The 17,975-nt window shown below is 69.4% G+C and carries 15 protein-coding genes and 1 tRNA gene; 8 read left to right on the forward strand and 8 right to left on the reverse strand.

Annotated elements, in window-relative coordinates:
• Window positions 1-114: 114 nt before the first annotated feature.
• From serC to aroA, 3 genes are all read left to right on the forward strand, one after another.
• Window positions 115-1,215 (forward strand): 3-phosphoserine/phosphohydroxythreonine transaminase, encoded by a 1,101-nt coding sequence (serC, locus tag G7B67_RS02005; RefSeq protein ID WP_166207032.1) that lies wholly within the window; start codon window positions 115-117, stop codon window positions 1,213-1,215.
• A 92-nt stretch (window positions 1,216-1,307) separates the two neighbouring features.
• Window positions 1,308-2,438, forward strand: coding sequence for a histidinol-phosphate transaminase (hisC, locus tag G7B67_RS02010; protein WP_166207035.1), 1,131 nt, complete (start codon window positions 1,308-1,310; stop codon window positions 2,436-2,438).
• Window positions 2,435-3,754, forward strand: coding sequence for a 3-phosphoshikimate 1-carboxyvinyltransferase (gene aroA / locus G7B67_RS02015; RefSeq protein ID WP_243412212.1), 1,320 nt, complete (start codon window positions 2,435-2,437; stop codon window positions 3,752-3,754). Before hisC ends, aroA begins: the two co-directional genes overlap by 4 nt.
• 98 nt (window positions 3,755-3,852) lie before the next feature.
• On the opposite strand, the gene G7B67_RS02020 is transcribed toward aroA, so the two are convergent.
• Both G7B67_RS02020 and G7B67_RS02025 read right to left on the reverse strand, forming a co-directional pair.
• Complete coding sequence (locus tag G7B67_RS02020) at window positions 3,853-4,059, reverse strand: hypothetical protein (RefSeq protein WP_166207038.1); 207 nt, start codon at window positions 4,057-4,059, stop codon at window positions 3,853-3,855.
• A 69-nt stretch (window positions 4,060-4,128) separates the two neighbouring features.
• Window positions 4,129-4,824, reverse strand: a complete 696-nt coding sequence (locus G7B67_RS02025; RefSeq protein WP_243412213.1) for an energy transducer TonB — start codon at window positions 4,822-4,824, stop codon at window positions 4,129-4,131.
• Between the two features lie 58 nt (window positions 4,825-4,882).
• Between G7B67_RS02025 and serS the strand changes: the two genes are divergently transcribed.
• Window positions 4,883-6,196: a serine--tRNA ligase gene (gene serS / locus G7B67_RS02030; protein WP_166207041.1), complete on the forward strand. Its 1,314-nt coding sequence runs from the start codon at window positions 4,883-4,885 to the stop codon at window positions 6,194-6,196.
• 13 nt (window positions 6,197-6,209) lie between these two features.
• On the opposite strand, the gene G7B67_RS02035 is transcribed toward serS, so the two are convergent.
• On the reverse strand, window positions 6,210-6,788 hold the full coding sequence (locus G7B67_RS02035; protein ID WP_166207044.1) for an FMN-dependent NADH-azoreductase: 579 nt from the start codon (window positions 6,786-6,788) through the stop codon (window positions 6,210-6,212).
• Window positions 6,789-6,913: 125 nt separating this feature from the next.
• Between G7B67_RS02035 and G7B67_RS02040 the strand changes: the two genes are divergently transcribed.
• From G7B67_RS02040 to G7B67_RS02050, 3 genes are read left to right on the forward strand one after another with little or no spacing between them, the layout of a single operon-like run.
• The gene (locus tag G7B67_RS02040; RefSeq protein WP_166207047.1) at window positions 6,914-7,900 is read left to right on the forward strand and encodes a LysR substrate-binding domain-containing protein; all 987 of its coding nucleotides are present in this window, start codon (window positions 6,914-6,916) and stop codon (window positions 7,898-7,900) included.
• The gene (locus tag G7B67_RS02045; RefSeq protein ID WP_166207050.1) at window positions 7,900-8,835 is read left to right on the forward strand and encodes a diacylglycerol/lipid kinase family protein; all 936 of its coding nucleotides are present in this window, start codon (window positions 7,900-7,902) and stop codon (window positions 8,833-8,835) included. Before G7B67_RS02040 ends, G7B67_RS02045 begins: the two co-directional genes overlap by 1 nt.
• A complete protein-coding gene (locus G7B67_RS02050) occupies window positions 8,835-9,647 on the forward strand; it encodes a metallophosphoesterase family protein (RefSeq protein WP_166207053.1) in 813 nt (270 codons plus the stop codon). The genes G7B67_RS02045 and G7B67_RS02050 overlap by 1 nt, the downstream gene beginning before the upstream one ends.
• A gap of 9 nt (window positions 9,648-9,656) precedes the next feature.
• On the opposite strand, the gene G7B67_RS02055 is transcribed toward G7B67_RS02050, so the two are convergent.
• The 4 genes from G7B67_RS02055 to G7B67_RS02070 form a co-directional block, all read right to left on the reverse strand.
• On the reverse strand, window positions 9,657-10,448 hold the full coding sequence (locus tag G7B67_RS02055) for a L,D-transpeptidase family protein (protein ID WP_166207056.1): 792 nt from the start codon (window positions 10,446-10,448) through the stop codon (window positions 9,657-9,659).
• Window positions 10,445-11,866, reverse strand: a complete 1,422-nt coding sequence (locus G7B67_RS02060; RefSeq protein ID WP_166207687.1) for a C40 family peptidase — start codon at window positions 11,864-11,866, stop codon at window positions 10,445-10,447. Before G7B67_RS02060 ends, G7B67_RS02055 begins: the two co-directional genes overlap by 4 nt.
• Window positions 11,867-11,892: 26 nt before the next feature.
• Window positions 11,893-13,044 (reverse strand): DUF819 family protein, encoded by a 1,152-nt coding sequence (locus tag G7B67_RS02065; RefSeq protein ID WP_166207059.1) that lies wholly within the window; start codon window positions 13,042-13,044, stop codon window positions 11,893-11,895.
• Between the two features lie 211 nt (window positions 13,045-13,255).
• Window positions 13,256-13,345: transfer RNA gene (locus tag G7B67_RS02070), tRNA-Ser, on the reverse strand.
• A 102-nt stretch (window positions 13,346-13,447) separates the two neighbouring features.
• Here G7B67_RS02070 and G7B67_RS02075 point away from each other — a divergent pair.
• The gene (locus G7B67_RS02075) at window positions 13,448-14,095 is read left to right on the forward strand and encodes a response regulator (RefSeq protein ID WP_166207062.1); all 648 of its coding nucleotides are present in this window, start codon (window positions 13,448-13,450) and stop codon (window positions 14,093-14,095) included.
• A gap of 217 nt (window positions 14,096-14,312) precedes the next feature.
• Here the strand turns inward: G7B67_RS02075 and G7B67_RS02080 are convergent, their stop codons facing one another.
• Window positions 14,313-17,600 (reverse strand): Rne/Rng family ribonuclease, encoded by a 3,288-nt coding sequence (locus tag G7B67_RS02080; RefSeq protein ID WP_207780855.1) that lies wholly within the window; start codon window positions 17,598-17,600, stop codon window positions 14,313-14,315.
• Window positions 17,601-17,975 lie beyond the last annotated feature (375 nt).

Raw genomic sequence — 17,975 nt, forward strand, 5'->3', positions numbered from 1 at the left:
TCCCCCGCCGGGGCGGATGCCGGGAGCCTGCATTTGCAGGCAGGCGCCCCGGGCCGGGCCCAAGCCCTGCTGCGCTGCGGCATACTCGCCGCTCCCTTCCGACGAGTCGTGCCGATGTCGCGTGTCCACAACTTCAGCGCCGGGCCGGCGACCTTGCCGCTGGCCGTCCTCGAACAGGCACGCGACGAGATGCTCGACTGGCGCGGGGTCGGCGCCTCGATCGTCGAACTGAGCCATCGCGGACCGGAATTCATGCAGGTCGCCGCGCAGACGGAAAGCGACCTGCGCACGCTGCTGTCCATTCCCGACGACTACGCCGTGCTCTTCCTGTCCGGCGGCGCCACCACCCAGCAGGCCCTGCTGGCGCTGAACTTCGCCGCGCCGGGCCAGGCGGCGGACTACGTAATCACCGGCCATTGGGGCAAGACCGCGCTCAAGCAGGTCAAGCCCTACGTCCAGGCCAACGTCGCCGCGAGCAGCGAGGCCGATGGCTTCCGCAGCATCCCGCCGCGCCCGGACTGGCAGCTGTCCCCGGATGCCGCATACCTGCACATCACCGCGAACGAAACCATCCACGGCGTCGAATTCCGCGATGCGCACCTGGACGCGATCGGCGACACCGGCGGCGTGCCGCTGTTCGCCGACTTCAGCTCGAGCATCGCTTCGGAGCCGCTGGACATCGCGCGCTTCGGCATGGTCTACGGCGGCGCGCAGAAGAACCTCGGCCCGGTCGGCATCAGCGTCGCGATCGTCCGGCGCGACCTGTTCGAGCGCGCCGGCCAGCCGCGCGCGGACATCTTCGACTACCGCTCGCACCTGGCGAAGGAGTCGATGCTCAACACCCCGCCGAGCTGGAACTGGTACCTGCTCGGGCTGACCGTAAAATGGATGCTGGACGAAGGCGGCGTGGAGGAGTTCGCGCGCCGCAACGCGCGCAAGGCGGCGCTGCTGTACGCGGCGATCGATGGCTCCGGCGGCTTCTATCGCAACGAGGTGGATGCGGCGGTGCGCTCGCGCATGAACGTGCCGTTCTTCCTCCACGACGCCACGCTCGACAAGGGGTTCCTGGAGCAGGCGAAAGCGGCCGGGCTGATTTCGCTCAAGGGCCATCGCGCCCTCGGCGGCATGCGCGCGTCGCTCTACAACGCCATGCCCGAAGCGGGCGTGGTGGCGCTGGTGGCGTTCATGCGCGATTTCCAGCAGCGGCACGGCTGACTGCCGTTGCCGCTGCGCCATGCGTCGATGAGGAAGGGACCGATGTGCCAGGCGCCAGGGCAAGCGTTTCCAGGCCATCGGGCGGTGGCACGGTGACGGACGCAGGCGCCGACGAAACCTTCTTCGCGCAGCGGGCGCAACCCGGCATCCGGGGCCTGCGCGCCTACGATCCCGGCCACGACCTGGTCGCGCTGCGCGCACGGCGCGCGCCCGATCCGCTGGTCGAACTGGGCTCCAACGAAAATCCGCAGGGTGCGTCGCCCGCGGCGCGGGCTGCCGTGCTGGATGCGCTTCACCAGCTGCACCGTTATCCCGATCCGCTCGGTGGCGCGCTCAAGCGGGCGCTGGCGCAACGCCTGGATGTCGCGCCTGCGCAACTGCTGCTGGGCAATGGTTCGCACGAATTGCTGATGCAGTTCGCGCAGGTGTTTTCGGGACCCGGCGACGAGATCGTCGCCTCGCAGTACGGGTTCGCGGTCTACGCGCTGGCCGCGCAGGCGGCAGGGGCCACGCTGTGGCAGGCGCCGGCATTCGCGCGCGACCACCCGATGGCGCGCGGACACGACCTGGAGGCGATCGCGGCGCGGATCGGCCCGCGCACGAAGATCGCCTACCTCGCCAACCCCAACAATCCCACCGGCACCTGGTACGGCGCCGAGGCCTTCGCCGCGTTCATGGCGCGGGTGCCAGACACCGTGCTGGTCGTCGTGGACGAGGCCTATCACGAATATGCCGATGCACCCGACTACGCATCGGCGCAGGTCCTGCAGGCCGCGCATCGCAACCTGGTCGTGACCCGCACCTTCAGCAAGGCGTACGCACTGGCGGGATTGCGCGTCGGCTACGCGATCGCCAACGCGGGCCTCATCGCCGTGATGGAGCGCGTGCGCGAAAGCTTCAACGTCAACCTGCCCGGCCTGGCTGCCGCGCAGGCGGTGCTGGACGACCAGCCACACCTGCAGTGGGCGCTGGCGCGCAATGTCGAAGCGCGCGAAGCACTGGCCAAGGCCTTGCGCCAGCGTGGGTGGTTCGTGCATCGCTCGCTGACGAACTTCCTGCTGGTCGAATTTGGCGCAGGCACCGCGCGGGTGGAAGCCGGGCTGTTGGCCCACGGCGTGGTGGTGCGGCCGATGGCCGGTTATGGCCTGCCGGACTGCCTGCGCATCACCGTCGGCGAGGCGGGCGAGAACCGGCGCCTGCTCGCGGCGCTGGACGCATTGTGAGCGGCGCCGCCCGCCAGGACTGGGTCGCCGGCAGGCGCGGCCCGCTGACCGGCACCCTCCGCGTGCCGGGCGACAAATCGGTGTCGCATCGCGCGGTGATGCTCGCCGCACTGGCGGACGGGATCTCGCGGATCGAGGGCTTCCTCGAGGGCGAAGACACCCGCGCCACGGCCTCGGTATTCGCGCGGATGGGTGTGCGTTTCGAAGCGCCCGCTGCAGGCGTCCGCATCGTGCACGGCGTGGGCGTCGATGGCCTGCGGGCGCCGGATGGGCCACTGGACTGCGGCAATGCCGGCACCGCGATGCGCCTTCTCGCCGGGGTGTTGAGCGCACAGGCGTTCGACAGCGTGCTGGTCGGCGACGCGTCCCTGTCGCGGCGGCCGATGCGGCGGGTGATCGATCCGCTGCAGCAGATGGGTGCGCGGATCGCGTCCAGCGATGGCCTGCCGCCGCTACGGATCCACGGTGCGCGCTTGCACGGCATCGATTACCGATTGCCGGTGGCCAGCGCACAGGTGAAATCGGCGCTGCTGCTGGCCGGCCTGTGGGCCGATGGCGACACCTGCGTGCATGAGCCGCATCCCACCCGCGACTACACCGAACGCATGCTGCGCGCCTTTGGCGTCGCGATCGACTACGCGCCCGGTACCGCGCACCTGCGCGGCGGACAGCGGCTGCGCGCCTGCGAGCTGCGGGTGCCAACCGATTTTTCCTCGGCGGCCTTCTTCATCGTGGCGGCGACGCTGGTGCCGGGATCGGCGCTGCGGATCGAGCGCGTGGGCATGAATCCGCGTCGTACCGGCCTGCTGCAGGCGCTGCGTGCCATGGGCGCGGATATCGAAGCGCATGCCGTCGATGGCAGCGATCGCGACGACGCTGTCGCCGACCTGGTGGTACGGCATGCACCCCTGCATGGGATCGATCTTCCCGTCGAGATCGTTCCCGACATGATCGATGAGTTCCCGGCATTGTTCGTGGCGGCCGCCTGCGCGACGGGCACGACGGTTGTGCGGGGGGCTGCCGAGTTGCGGGTCAAGGAATCCGATCGCATCGCCACCATGGTGGCGGGGCTGCGCGCGCTCGGCATCGCCTGCGAGGAATCCGCCGATGGCGCAACGATCCACGGCGGACGTTTGCGGGGCGGACGGGTGGACTCGCATGGCGACCACCGCGTCGCGATGGCGTTCGCGGTCGCCGGGCAGCGCGCGGACGGTGATGTACGCATTGCCGACGTGGCCAACGTGGCGACGTCGTTCCCGGGTTTCGATGCGCTCGCCGCCGACGTCGGCTTCGGGCTTCGTACCGCGGGGCTGTAGCGTTCCATCCGGCAGCTTCGCGGGGAAGCCGAGCCACTCGCAACAAAATGGCCTGATGGTCGCTGGCGGCAAACGCATGCCGATGCGGCAGTGCGGTCTCAGGAGCGCGGAGAAGCCGCGGCAGGCGGGACCGGCAACGGCATCGGCGCGGTGTGGCCTGCGTAGTGGTTGTAGAACGCCCAGCCCAGCGCGAACAGCGCCAGCAGGATCAGCAGCCAGAACAGCGGGTGCGTGCGCTTGGTCGGGCGATCGTCCGCCGGGTTGCGGCGGAGCGGATCGTCGCCACGGGAATCATCGAGCGACATGGCAGGACCCATCGGGAGCGTCCAAGCCTGCCACGACGGTTGTTGCGTGCGCGTGCGCGCCGCCGTGGCTCAACGGTCGGCGTTGAACGTGATCGGCACCTGCACCTCGCCAGCCACCGGCTGCCCATTGCGCTGCGCCGGCTGGAACCGCCAGCGCTTGACCGCGTCGCTGGCGGCGCGGTCAAGCTCGCGCGAGCGGCTGCTTTGCACCAGGTCGATCGCATAGGGCATGCCCAGCGGGTCCACGTGCACGCGCAGCAGCACCGTGCCGGAGTCGCCGTTGCGATACGCGGCGGGCGGGTAGCCTGGCGCGGGTGCGCGGATCGGCACTGGTGGGGTGAAGGCGGCGGCCGGAGCGGGTGCTGCCGGGCCTGCCGGCGTCGGCGCCCGCGGCGCGGCGGGGGCTGGAACGATGTGCGGCTGCGGCGCGGGCGTCGCGGACGGTGCTTCGTCCGATGGCTCCGCCAGCCCGCTGGCGTTGCCTGCCGCCTCACTGGCCGGAAGCGGCGCCGGCAGCGGTTCGAACTGCTGGCCCTGGGCGGCGTCGGGCAACGCCTGCGCACGGTAGAAGTCGTTGCCGCGGTCGCGCCACCAATACGCCATGAACAGCACCAGTCCGATCGCGAACGCGGCGGCGACCCACAGCCAGGTGCGCACGGCGGGCCGCCACGCGCGCCATGCGCGGGCGGGAGTGGATCGGACGGCATTGCGCGGCGGCTGGGCGGGCATCGGAGGCTCGGTGACGGCGTCGGTCCATTCTTGCATGCGCATGGAGCCTGCCAAAACACGGATAATCCGGGGCCCAGCCACTCCGGTTCGATCCATGCTCGATCCTGCATTGCTCCGCACCCAGTCTTCCGACCTCGCTGGCCGCCTGCGCCAGGCGCGCGGTTTCGAGCTCGATGTCGCCGCCCTCACGGACCTGGAAAGCGAGCGCAAGCAGCTGCAGGTGCGCACGCAGGAACTGCAGAACCTGCGCAATACGCGCAGCAAGGCGATTGGCCAGGCCAAGGGCAGGGGCGAGGACGTGTCGGCATTGATGGCCGAGGTGGCCGGTTTCGGCGACGAACTCAAGGCCAGCGAAGCGCGGCTGGACGACATCCGCGCGCGGATCGAGGCGATCGCGCTCGGCATTCCCAACCTGCCTGACGCCTCGGTGCCGGAAGGGCGCGATGAAACCGGCAATGTCGAGCAGCACCGCTGGGGCGCGCCGCGGCAATTCGATTTCCCGGTCAAGGACCACGTCGAACTCGGCGCCCGCCACGGCTGGCTGGACGGGGATGTCGCGGCGAAGCTTTCCGGCGCGCGTTTCACCGTCCTGCGCGGGCAGCTGGCCCGGCTGCATCGGGCGCTGGCGCAGTTCATGCTCGACCTCCACACCGGCGAACACGGTTACGAGGAAACCAACGTCCCGTTGCTCGTGAACGCCGACTCGATGCGCGGCACCGGGCAGCTGCCGAAGTTCGAGGACGACCTGTTCTCGACGATGGTCGGGGAGGGCGCGGGCGACCAGGATTCCGCGTCCGCTGCGAACAAGCGCTACCTGATCCCGACCTCGGAAGTGCCGCTGGCCAACATCGTCCGCGACGAGATCGTCGACGAGGCGCGGCTGCCGCTGCGCATGACGGCGCACTCGCTGTGCTTCCGCGCCGAAGCCGGCAGCCACGGACGCGACACCCGCGGCATGATCCGCCAGCACCAGTTCGAGAAGGTCGAGCTGGTTTCGATCACCCGGCCCGACGCCAGCGACGCCGAGCATGAGCGCATGACGCGCAATGCCGAAGTCGTGCTCGAACGCCTGGGACTGCCTTACCGTCGCGTGCTGCTGTGCACCGGCGACATGGGGTTCGCCGCGATCAAGACCTTCGACCTGGAAGTCTGGCTGCCGTCGCAGGACAGCTACCGCGAGATTTCCTCCTGCTCCAACGACGGCGACTTCCAGGCACGCCGCATGCAGGCGCGCTGGCGCAATCCGGCCACGGGCAAGCCCGAGCTGGTGCACACGCTCAATGGCTCCGGCGTCGCTGTTGGCCGTGCGCTGATCGCGGTGATGGAAAACTACCAGCAGGCCGACGGCTCGATCATCGTTCCGGACGTCCTGCGGCCGTACATGGGCGGCGCCGAGCGGATCGCCTGACGCGATCTCCCGGTCACGCCGCCCGCGCCAGCGGCGTGCGGATCGACGCGTGCGCCGCGGCCATGGCGTCTTGGCGTTGCTGCGGCGACATCGCCAGGCCTTCGGCGCGGACGAATTCGATGTCCGTGATGCCAAGGAATCCGAACACCTGCCGCAGGTAGGGCTCCTGGAAATCCGTCGTACCACCCTGGTGGAACCCGCCCCGGGTGCTGGCGATGATCACCAGCTTGCCGCCAGCCAGGCCCTGGGGACCGTGCTCGGTGTAGCGGAAGGTGCGGCCCGCCACCGCGACCCGGTCGATCCAGGCCTTGAGCGTCGAGGGCACGCTGAAGTTGTACATCGGTGCCCCGATCACCACGACATCGGCTTCGAGGAACTCCTGCATCACCCGCTCGGCCTCGGCGGCTTCCGCCGGATCGGAGCCCGCCAGCGAACCGGCCCCCAGGTGGGGCAACGGCTGCGCGGCGAGATCGCGATGGCGGACCTGCAGTCCCGGCACGGCGTTCTGCCAGCGGGCGACGATCGCGGCACTGAGCGGGCGGCTGGCGGAGTTCTGGCCGAGGATGCTGGAGTCCAGGTGCAGGAGTTTCATGGCGGTGGTCCCGTTGCAGGGCGGCATTGCGCCGCGACTCGTGCAAGGTAGGCCGTTGCAACAGCGGGATAAAGATGGTCGAATATCACGCATCGTTCCAATAATGGAACCACCCGGACACGGCCATGCAGGACCTCAACGATCTGTATTACTTCGCGATGGTCGTGGACCACGGTGGATTCGCCGCCGCCGAACGTGCGCTGGGAATCCCGAAATCACGCCTGAGCCGCCGGATCACGCAATTGGAAAGCGACCTCGGTGTGCGCCTGCTGCAACGCTCCACGCGCCGCTTCGCCGTGACCGACGTCGGCAACGGCGTCTACCGGCATGCGCAGACGATGCTGGCCGAAGCCAATGCCGCGCGCGAGGTCGTCGACCGGCTCAGCGCCGAGCCGCGCGGGGCGGTGCGCGTCAGCGTCCCGGTGAGCCTGGCGCAACAGCAGATGCCCCAGCTGTTGCCGGAATTCCTCGCCCGCTACCCGCAGGTCCGGGTCCAGCTGCAGGTCAGCAACCGCAAGGTCGACGTCATCAATGAAGGCATCGATGTCGCCCTGCGCGTGCGTTCGCGGCTCGACGACGATGGCGAGCTCGTCCTGCGACGTTTCGGCGAGATCCAGGAATTGCTGGTGGCCAGTCCGAAGTACCTGGACGGCATGGGCCGCCCGCAGGATCCCGATGATCTTGCCAGCCATGTCACGCTGAGCATCAGCGAGGACGAGGTCCGCCAGCGCTGGGAACTGCACGGGCCCGATGGCGACGTGCGGCGGGTGGAGCTCAAGCCGCGGGTGTCGGGTTCGGACTTCCCGATGCTGCTGTCGCTGGCCGAGCAGGGCCTGGGTGTCACCCTGCTGCCCGAGACACTGTGCGCGCGGCAGGTGCGCAACGGCACCCTGGAAGTGGTGCTGCCGCAATGGCGCCTGCCGCAGGGCATCTTCCACGCGGTCTTCGCATCCAGGCGCGGATTGTTGCCGGCAGTGCGCGTATTCATCGATTTCCTCGCGGAGAAAATGCCCCCGCTGCTCGATGCCGCGCGATTGGATTGCCGCGAATGCAAGCAGCACCGAAAAGCAGCTGTCACTTCCCCGCACGCGAAGGCGATGGCCACGAGCTGATGCGCACGCGGTCGGATGCGCACGGCATTCCGGTCATCGTCAACGCGCATGCGGGCGGTGGGGACGCGGAGGATGCCGGCGACAGCCTGCGCGCTGCATTCGAGCGGCATGGCCTGCAGGCGCGGGTGATGACGCTCACGCACGGGCAGTCGATCGCGGACACCGTCGATGCGCTGCTCGCTCAGGGCGAGAGATGCATCGTCGCCGCCGGCGGCGACGGCACCATCAACGCCGTCGCGGCGCGGCTGCTCGACAGCGATGTCGCCCTCGGCGTGCTGCCGATGGGGACGCTCAACCATTTCGCGCGCGACATCGGCATTGCGTCGTCGATCGACGATGCCGTCGCCGTGCTTGCCGCCGGCCACTGCATCGCCTGCGACGTGGGCGAGGTCAACGGCCGCATCTTCCTCAACAACTCGGGGATCGGGATGTACCCGCGCATCGTCGCCGAGCGCGAGCGCGTGCAGCGACGCCTCGGCGCCGGCAAATGGCCCGCGATGCTGCGTGCGACCTGGGACAGCCTCCGGCATCCCCACAGCAGTGACGTCGCCGTCTTCGTCGATGGCGACACCGTCCATCACCAGACGCCGTTCGTGTTCGTCGGCAACAATGCCTATGAATTCGAAGGCTTCGCGCTCGGGCGCCGCCGTCGGCTGGATGGCGGCATGTTGTCGCTATGCATCCTGCGCGGGAAATCGGCTTTCGGGTTCCTGTGGATGGCGCTGCGGTCGCTGCTGGGCATCGGTTCGCATCGCGACGACTTCGATGCCTACGCCACGACCGAGGCGCAGGTGCACCTGTGCCGGCATGACGTCAAGGTTTCGACCGACGGCGAAGTCAATTCGATGACCTCGCCGGTGTGCTATCGCATCCGCCCCAAGGCGTTGCGGGTCCTTGCGCCCGCGCCTGCCTCCACGGACGAGGCTGCGGGGTGATGCGCACCATCGCCCATCTGTCGGACCTGCACTTCGGGCGTGTCGACCCGGTGCTGCTCGATCCGCTGGTCGCGGCGGTGACGGCGGCGGCGCCGGACGTGGTGGCGATTTCGGGCGATCTCACCCAGCGCGCCAAGGCCTGGCAGTTCGAACAGGCGGACGCCTTCCTGCAGCGCCTGCCGCAGCCGTGCATCGTCGTGCCGGGAAACCACGACGTGCCGCTGTACGACGTGCTGCGCCGGTTCGCCGCGCCATTGCGCCGTTATCGACGGATCATCACCCCGGACCTGGCGCCGTTCCACCGCGACGACGCGATCGCCGTGCTCGGCCTGAACACGGCGCGCTCGCTCACCTTCAAGGGCGGCCGACTCAACGAAGAACAACTGGCGCTGGCCCGGGAACGCTTGGCGCCGCTGGACGAGGACATCGTGCGCGTGGTCGTCACCCACCATCCGTTCGACCTGCCGGCGCATGGCGACGAAGACGACATCGTCGGCCGGGCGCACATGGCGATGCGCACGTTCGCCCATTGCGGAATCGACCTGTTCCTCTCCGGCCACCTGCATGTGTCTCACGCGGCCGGTACGGCCGGTCGTTACGCGATTCCGGGGTTTGCCGCGCTCGTGGTGCAGGCAGGGACGGCGACTTCGACCCGCGGCCGTGGCGAGGCGAACTCGTTCAACGTGATCCGCACCGCGTCCGCGCGGATCGAGGTGGAAACGCATTCCTGGCAGCCTGGGCTCGGCGCGTTCGCGGCCTCCAGCCGCAGCGTGTTCACGCGCAACGACGGGATCTGGGCGCCCGCGCCGTAAGCGTCGGCATCAGGTCGACGGATCGATCCGCGGCAACCGCCAGGCCGCGCGCAGGCGCCGGTACTCGGCCATCGGCAGCAGCACGAAGACAGGAATTCGCTCCGGGCGCAGCCACCCCAGCAGTGCCTCCATCGTCGACGGCGCCATGGCGGTACATCCGGTGGTGGGATCGGCCGGTGATTTCCACAGGTGCGCGAAGATGCAACTGCCCCCCATGGCCTGTGCCTGCCGGTTGTGCCCGATGACGAAGCCGAGCCGGTAACGCTGGTCGCCATCGGCATGCAGGTCGCGGCGCATCGGTTCGGTCGCCTGCGCGACCGCGGCCTGGCCGACCAGATCAGCGTCGACGATGCGGTTGTAGTAGGGCGAACCGCTGACGTCGACGCAGTAATCCGATGCGCGCATGGGCGCGTAGTGCAACGCCGTGGCCGCGGCGGGTGCATAGCCGAAGGCTTCGCCGATCGGGAACACCCCCGCCGGGCTGCGGCCATCGCCTTCGCGTTTCTTCGGGCCGGGGTGGCCGTCCGAATGCAGGCCCAGGCCCCAGGCGGCGCCGTTGCGGCCGATCATCACCGGTTGCGCGTCGCCGACCTGGCGCCAGTCGCCGGCGCTGCGTTCGTAGCGGCGCTGGATGCCGTGGTCGGCATCCCAGTCGGCGGTCGTCACCAGCACCAGTTGCATCGCCTGCTGCCAGCGGATGGCTTCGGTGGCGGCTGGCGGCCGATGGACGCAGCCCGCCAGCAGTGCGGTCAGGACGAGCGGCGCAATAAAACGCCGCCATGGCATGGCTGGGGAATTCATGGTGCGGCCCGGATGCGGACGATGTCGGTGACGCGATCGACGAAGCGGGTGCCGTCGTCGAAGCGCAGTGGCGTCAACGGTGTCACCGAGACCGCATTGAGATGCAGTGGCCGCAGGGCGCCGTTCGCGTCGCGCACGTTACCGCGATGGATGTCGTGGATCACGTAGGGCTCCTGGCCGATGCGGCCGATTACCAGCATCACGTGCCCGGGCAGGTACACCAGGTCGCCGACGCGCAGGCTGCGCAGCGCCGCCTGCCGTTCCGCGGCGGTGGCCGGATGCAGGCGAGCCAGCGCCGGGCTGCGCGCCTGGTCGCCGGTGTTCCGCGGCAACTGCACCCCCATGCTGCGATAGACCTCGGACACGAAGCCGCTGCAGTCGCGGCTGCCGTAATCGTGTCCCCAGCCGTAACGCTCGCCGAGGAACCGGAACGCCTGGCGCAGCACGTTGCGTCGGGTCAGCGGCAGCGGCGTCGCGGACGTGCTGGCGATTTTCGGGATCAGTGCCGCTGCGAATCGAAGGCTGCCGTCGTCGGCCCGCACCGGCAACAGCACCGGCCACGCGGTGTAGGCGTTCTGGCCGTTGACGACATCGGCCGCGCCGGTGGCCAATGGAAGGCGTACGCCCATGTCGACGTCGATTTCGGACACGGACGGCGCTTCCGGGGTGAACACCGTGCGCACGCGGGCACCGGTGATCCAGCGCGCGGGCGCGCGATCGACGTAATCGAAGACCTGTTGCCGGCTGCCTTCGGCGATGGCCTCGCGCGCCACCCACGCCGCGTAGCGGAGACTGACGATGAACAACCACTGCCGGTCGCGGCTCTGGTGGATGATCGCCACCGGCGTGCCGGGAAACAGCGCGCTCTCCTGGAAGCGATCGATGTCGGTGTCGCCCGGCGTGGAGAACATCCGCGCGGCCGAAGGAAAACCACGCAACGCCGCGCGACGCACCACCAGCCCATAGCGGATGGGCTGGACTTCGGGGATCGTGTCCAGCGCGCGATTGGCAACGATGGCGTCGAGCATGGACGGTGCGACCGGCGCACCGCTGGCATCGAACATCGGCACGACGGGCGGCGTGGACAGCGTCGTGATCCATTCCGCGACCTGAGCGCGCGGCAACTGCGCGGGTAGCGTGCGCAGGTCATGCATGGTCGGATCCAGGCGCGTCAGGCGGGCGTTCTGGCGGGCGATGGCGGCTCGGTCGAGCAGTGCCGCATCCGGGTGGTGCAGGCGCGCGATCCAGTAAGCCGGCGTGAGGTATGCCTCGCGGATCCCAGGCACAAGCGCCGTCGCCTGCGTGCCCGTTGCCATTGCGTTGGATGCGATGCACAGCACGCCCAGCAGCACTATGTTCGCGCCCCTGGCTGCGCGTCGCGGGAACCGCGTCCGCCGTGGATGTTCCGCCGACCTCATCGCCACCACCTGGATTTGCTGCGCCCTCATCCCGCCATCCCCGACAGCACCGATGCCATCACCAGGCCGAATCCGGTGCCAAGAATGTACCCAAGCAATGCCAGCAGCACCCCCACCGGCACCAGGACCGGTGCGTAACTGGCGGCAAGCACCGGCGTCGCCGCGACGCCGCCGATGTGGGCAAGCGATGAGATGCCGCACAGGTAGAGGTCGAAGTGGAACAGCCGCGCGGCCAATGCCAGCAGCAGCGCATGGATGGCGATGATGCTCAATCCGCAGGCCAGGTAGATAGGCGCGGCCGCGATGCCTTCGAAATTGCTTTGCGATGCAAGCACCGCCACGACCGCCACCAGCAGCGCGCTGGAGACCGCGCCGGCGCCGGCGAACCGCGCCAGTGGCGTGTGCGCGGCGACCAGCCCGGCGGCCGTCGCGAGCAGGATCCGCCAGGTGGTCGCGGTCAGCATCGGCGATGTCGGCAGGCGCGCGGCGATCCCGGTGCTTGCGGTGGCCACCAGCAACGCAAGCCCCAGCCACACCAGGACCCGATCGGGCGAGGTTGGTGCGCCGGGCGCAGATGCCGCGAAGGGGAGTTCGGCACTGGAGCGCGCACGCGTCCAGCGGTTGAATGCAGGCGCCAGTCGCGCCACCGAGAACAGCACGGCGACCCACAGCGAGTAACACACCGCATCGGTGAGCAGCGACAGCGCGAGCAGCGAGTCGGGCATCCCGATCGCCTGCTTGACCGCGATCATGTTGGCGGTGCCGCCGACCCAGCTGCCGCTCAATGCGGCCAGCGGTTGCCAGCCGCCAGCACGCGGCAACAGGCCACGGAACGCCAGGAAGGTGGCGATGAAGGCGATGAACAGGCTGGCGCTGGTGCATGCGAACACCGCCAGCACGCGCGGCCCCAGCGCGAAGATCGCGCGCAGGTCGCAGTTGACCATCAGCAGGAACAGCAGGGCCGGGACGAGGGTGTCGACCAGCAGCTTCTGGGCGGAGCGGATGTCGCCATTGACCGTCCACAACCCGCAGACCGCGAGCGTGGTGACCAGCAGGTAGGTCAGCACGATCGGCGGCATGATCGTGAACAGCCGCCAGCCAAGTGCGCGTTCCAGCGTCGGGAAGATGCCCGCGCACAGCAGCATCACCGCGAGATAGGGCCAGACCGACTGGATCAACGCATTCCCCGGGCGTCGCCTGTCGCGACGGCTGGGTGGAGATTACAGGCAGGGAACGCGGCGGCAAGTTCGCGAACCGTGCTGGCTGCCATCGCGTCGAAATTCGCGTGCGGCGGCACCGCTTGGGGCGGCGCGGCAGGTGCACCTGCAGTCGCACCGCCCCGTGCGGTGCGCACCCGGGCCGGCGCACGTTCGCACGCGGGCGCATTCATGGCGGAGAGAGTGGGATTCGAACCCACGGTGGTATCGCTACCACGGCGGTTTTCAAGACCGCTGCCTTAAACCACTCGGCCATCTCTCCTGGAAACGCGCATTCTAGCGGAGCCCGCCGACCTCGACTTGCGGGCGGCCGGCAGCGCCACTAGGCTCGCGGCGGGGGGATCGAACAGGAGAGGTGACAAGGATGACCATCCGCGTTTACGTGGTAGATGACCACGCGTTGGTACGCGCAGGGATGCGCATGATCCTGTCGGGTGAAACCGACATCGAAGTGGTCGGCGAAGCCGACTGCGGTGAGGACGCATTGCCGCAGATCCGCAAGCTCGCGCCTGACGTGGTGCTGTGCGACCTGCACCTGCCGGGCGTCAGCGGCCTGGAACTGACCGAACGCATCCTCAAGGGCAACCACGGCACGCGCGTGATCGTGGTGTCGGTGCTGGAGGACGGACCGATGCCCAAGCGCCTGCTCGAGGTGGGCGCCTCGGGCTACGTGGGCAAGGGCGGCGATGCCAGCGAACTGCTGCGCGCCGTGCGCGACGTCGCCCGCGGCAAGCGCTACCTGGCCAGCAGCGTGGCGCAGAACCTGGCCCTGTATGGCGTCGATGGCGATGGCTCTCCGTTCGATTCCCTGTCGGCGCGCGAACTGGAGGTCGCGATGCTGCTCACCCAGGGACTGCGCCAGGAAGACATCGCCAAGCGCCTGAGCCTGAGCGCGAAGACCGTCAACACGCACAAGACGCGGTTGTTCGAAAAGCTGGGCGTCCAGGACAACATCGCGTTGGCGAGGATGGCCGGGCAGTACGGACTCGCGAATCCCGCGACAGCGCTGTAGCGCGGCGGATGCCGCATCGCCGGTGCGGTGGGGCCTGAACCGCGGGAACCGTCGCCCGGGCAAGCCAAGCGCATCCGGGATGCGTGGGTGCGGCTTCGTCGGCAAAGGGCTCGCGGCTGAAGCCGCCGCTCCTACCGGGGCGGTCGTCCTGAGCGGGGGCCGCGGTCGCTGGCGCCTGATGTGCGAAGCCCCGGCGGTGCCGGGGCTTCAGGGTGGATCAGGCGTTGTCTTCCCGTCTGTCGCTGGATTCGCCGTGCGGGACATCGTCCTGCTGGGCGACGGCGATGGCCGCGGCTTCCGCCGGGTCGGCTTCGAGCGCTGCCACAGGCGGTGCATCGAACAGGCCTGCCGTCCTTGGCAGGGATGCCATGCCGCCGTTTTCCGGTGTGCCGACGGCCGCCGTCGGGGCAGGGGCCAATTCCGCGGGTTCGAGCGCGAAGGGCACAGGCGGGGGCGCTGCGCGCTCGGTGACAGACGCGTGCTCCCCGGCGCTGAACCGATCGTCGGTCTGCTGCCGCATCGGGTTGCCGATCGCCGTGTCGTTCGCCGGCCCAACCGGCGCATGGGACGCGTGCGCGGGTGGCATCGGCGCAGGCGTCACCGGAGCCGCCACGATCAACGGCGGCGCAGCTTCGGAACGCTCGATGGGCGCTGCGGCAGCCGGTGCCGTCGTCATCTCCCCTGGCGTGGATGCTGCAACAGGCAATGCGACGGGAGCCGGCGCCGCGGGAACCGGCCCCGTTGGAGCCGCCGCGGCGGAGGCCGGGAATGCGCCCGGAGCGGGCGCCGCCGACGCAATCGCAGCGGGCACCGAAGCGACCGATGCCGCCGGCGTGGCTGTTTCCGGCGCGGACACCTCGGAAGCTCGCGCGGTTTCCATCCTCACCGGAGAGGCGCCCGCGACCGGCGCGGGTGACGGGCGCGATACCACGACCGAATCCTGGTTGCCTTCAGCCATCGCCGGCTTGTCGCTGTCGGCGACATCCTCGCGGGCATCGCGGTCGGCGACCGGCGGTTGTGTTTCGCGTGCGGCAGCCTGGGTCATCGGCAGCGCGGTGCTGGCGGCGGGCGCCGCGTCCTCCTCCTCGAAGTCGAACTCCGGCTGCGAGCGCTGCGCGGCCGACACGTCCTCGGGCAGGAAATCATCCTGGTCCTGCGACGCGCCCTCGCCGGCGGTGCCACCTTCGGCGCCGCCACGACGGCGGCGACGCCCGCCACGACGGCCGCGGCGACGGCGTCCACCTTCGCCAGCGCTGCCTTGCGTGGATTCCGCGTCGCCGACGGGCGCATCGGCCGTGGCCTGGACGCTGGACGGCATGGTTTCCGGCAGGCTGGCCGAGGCGATTGAGATCGGCGTCTGCGGCTTGGCGGCTTCATCGGTCGAAGCCGGCTGGATGACGGCGGCCTGGGCGGTGTCTGCGCGCGGCAGGCGCGGCGGACGGGGTGCCTGGGGCTGCCGGTTGTCCTCGGGCGAGGCCTTCGCCGTGGCCGGAGCCGGCTGCCGCTGCGAATCGGCCTGGCGCGAATCGGCCTGCTTCTGCTGCTTCTGCTGCTTCGGCTGCCCTTCGTTGCGCGGCTTGCCGTCCTGCTGGCGCGGCTGCGCGGCTTGCTGCTGGCGATTGCCGCGCGGCTCGTCACGGCGCGACTCGTCACGACGCGGTTCATTGCGCGCACCGGTCTTGCCGCGGCCGTCGCGGCGCTGGCCGCCACGATCGTTGCGTTCATTGCGACCGCGCGATTCCTGCGGGCGGGCGGGCGCGGCCGGGGCCGCGGTGGCCGCCTGGGTGCCGCGGAAGAACCGCAGGATCCGCTCGACCATGCCGACCGAATGCGTCGGCGCCGCCATTGCGGCCGGCATCGGCGCCGCGACGGGCGCTTCCTCCCGCGGCTCGCGGATCGGCGCCGGCTGCGCGGGCCTGACGTTGGTGACAGCGGGCGTCGCCGGCACGTTGAGGTTGGCCTTGGTCAGCGCGATCGTCGCCAGCTTGCGCGGCGTGCCGCGCTGGTAGCTCGGACGCGAGGACTCCTCGCCCAGCTCGTTCTCGCGCAGGCGGGTGACCTCGTAATGCGGGGTCTCGAGCTGGTCGTCGGCGACGATCACGATCGGCGCGTCATGGCGCTGTTCGATTTCGCTCAGCGCGCGGCGCTTCTCGTTGAGCAGGTAATTGCCGATCTCCACCGGCACCTGCACCAGCACCTGCCCGGTGTTCTCCTTCATCGCGTGCTCTTCGGCCACGCGCAGGATCGACAGCGACAGCGACTCGATGCTGCGCATGCGGCCGTGGCCTTCGCAGCGCGGGCAGACCAGCTGGCTGGATTCGCCCAGCGACGGGCGCAGGCGCTGGCGCGACATCTCCAGCAGGCCGAACTTGGAGATCCGGCCCAGCTGCACCCGCGCGCGGTCGAAGCGCAGCGCGTGCTGCAGCTTGTTCTCGACGTCGCGCTGGTGGCGGTTGGACGACATGTCGATGAAGTCGATCACCACCAGGCCGCCGAGGTCGCGCAGGCGCATCTGGCGGGCGACTTCCTCGGCCGCTTCCAGGTTGGTGTTGAACGCGGTTTCCTCGATGTCGCCGCCCTTGGTGGCGCGCGCGGAGTTGACGTCGATCGCGGTCAGGGCCTCGGTCTGGTCGATCACCAGCGCGCCACCGGACGGCAGGCGCACGTTGCGCTCGTACGCGTTCTCGATCTGGGACTCGATCTGGAAGCGGTTGAACAGCGGGGTATCGTCGGTGTAGTGCTTGAGCTTGCGCAGGTTGTGCGGCATCACCTGCTGCACGAACTCCAGGGCCTCCTCGTACATCTCCGGCGTGTCGACCAGGATCTCGCCGACGTCCGCGCGCATGTAGTCACGCAGCGCGCGGATGATCAGCCGCGATTCCTGGTAGATCAGGAACGGCGCCGGCTTGGTCAGCGCGGCCTCGGCGATCGCCTTCCAGACGCTCAGCAGGTAATCCAGGTCCCACTGCAGCTCTTCGGCGTCGCGGCCGACGCCGGCGGTGCGGATGATCACGCCCATGTCGTCGGGGATGGCGAGCTTGTCCATCGCCTCCTTCAGCGCCGCGCGGTCGTCGCCCTCGATCCGGCGCGAGACGCCGCCGGCGGTGGGCGAGTTGGGCATCAGCACCATGTAGCGACCGGCCAGCGAGATGAACGTCGTCAGCGCCGCGCCCTTGTTGCCGCGCTCGTCCTTGTCGACCTGGACGACGACTTCCTGGCCTTCGCGCAGGAGTTCGCGGATCGTCGCCTTGTTGGGGTCGACGCCGGCCTGGAAATAGTCGCGGGAGATTTCCTTCAGCGGCAGGAAGCCATGGCGCTCGCCGCCGTATTCGACGAAGGCCGCTTCCAGCGAAGGCTCGAGCCGGGTGATGCGGCCCTTGTAGATGTTGGACTTTTTCTGTTCTTTCGAGGGTTGCTCGATGTCGATGTCGTACAGGGTCTGGCCATCGACGATCGCGACGCGCAGTTCTTCGGCCTGCGTCGCATTGATCAGCATGCGTTTCATTGTTGCGTCCTCACGCGCTTCTGCGCGCGACGACGCCGGGGGCGTTCGCCTCTGGATACCGCGAGCCTGCGCTGCGCGAATACGCGCGGCGCGGCTTCAAGTGTTCCAGCGCTTCGACACCACGGCGGGCCGCGGGAGCGCTTGTCTCTTTTCAAGTGTTGCCGGGCCGGCGTCGCGCCTGCTGGAGCCATGCTCCTTGCCGGTGCGTCGCGCGGGTCGTGTTCAGCGCCGATGTCTGACGCATCGGGCGATGCCCGGATCTGTCCGCCAGCCGCTAACATGGCCGCCCCGTGGACGGTGGTCGCGCGCTGTCGGAAATCGCGGGGGAGGTGGGCTTTCGGCCCGGCTCTCGACACATCAGCGAACAGGTCGTTA

It is taken from the genome of Cognatiluteimonas telluris (assembly GCF_011320095.1).
In the GTDB taxonomy this organism is placed as follows: domain Bacteria; phylum Pseudomonadota; class Gammaproteobacteria; order Xanthomonadales; family Xanthomonadaceae; genus Cognatiluteimonas; species Cognatiluteimonas telluris.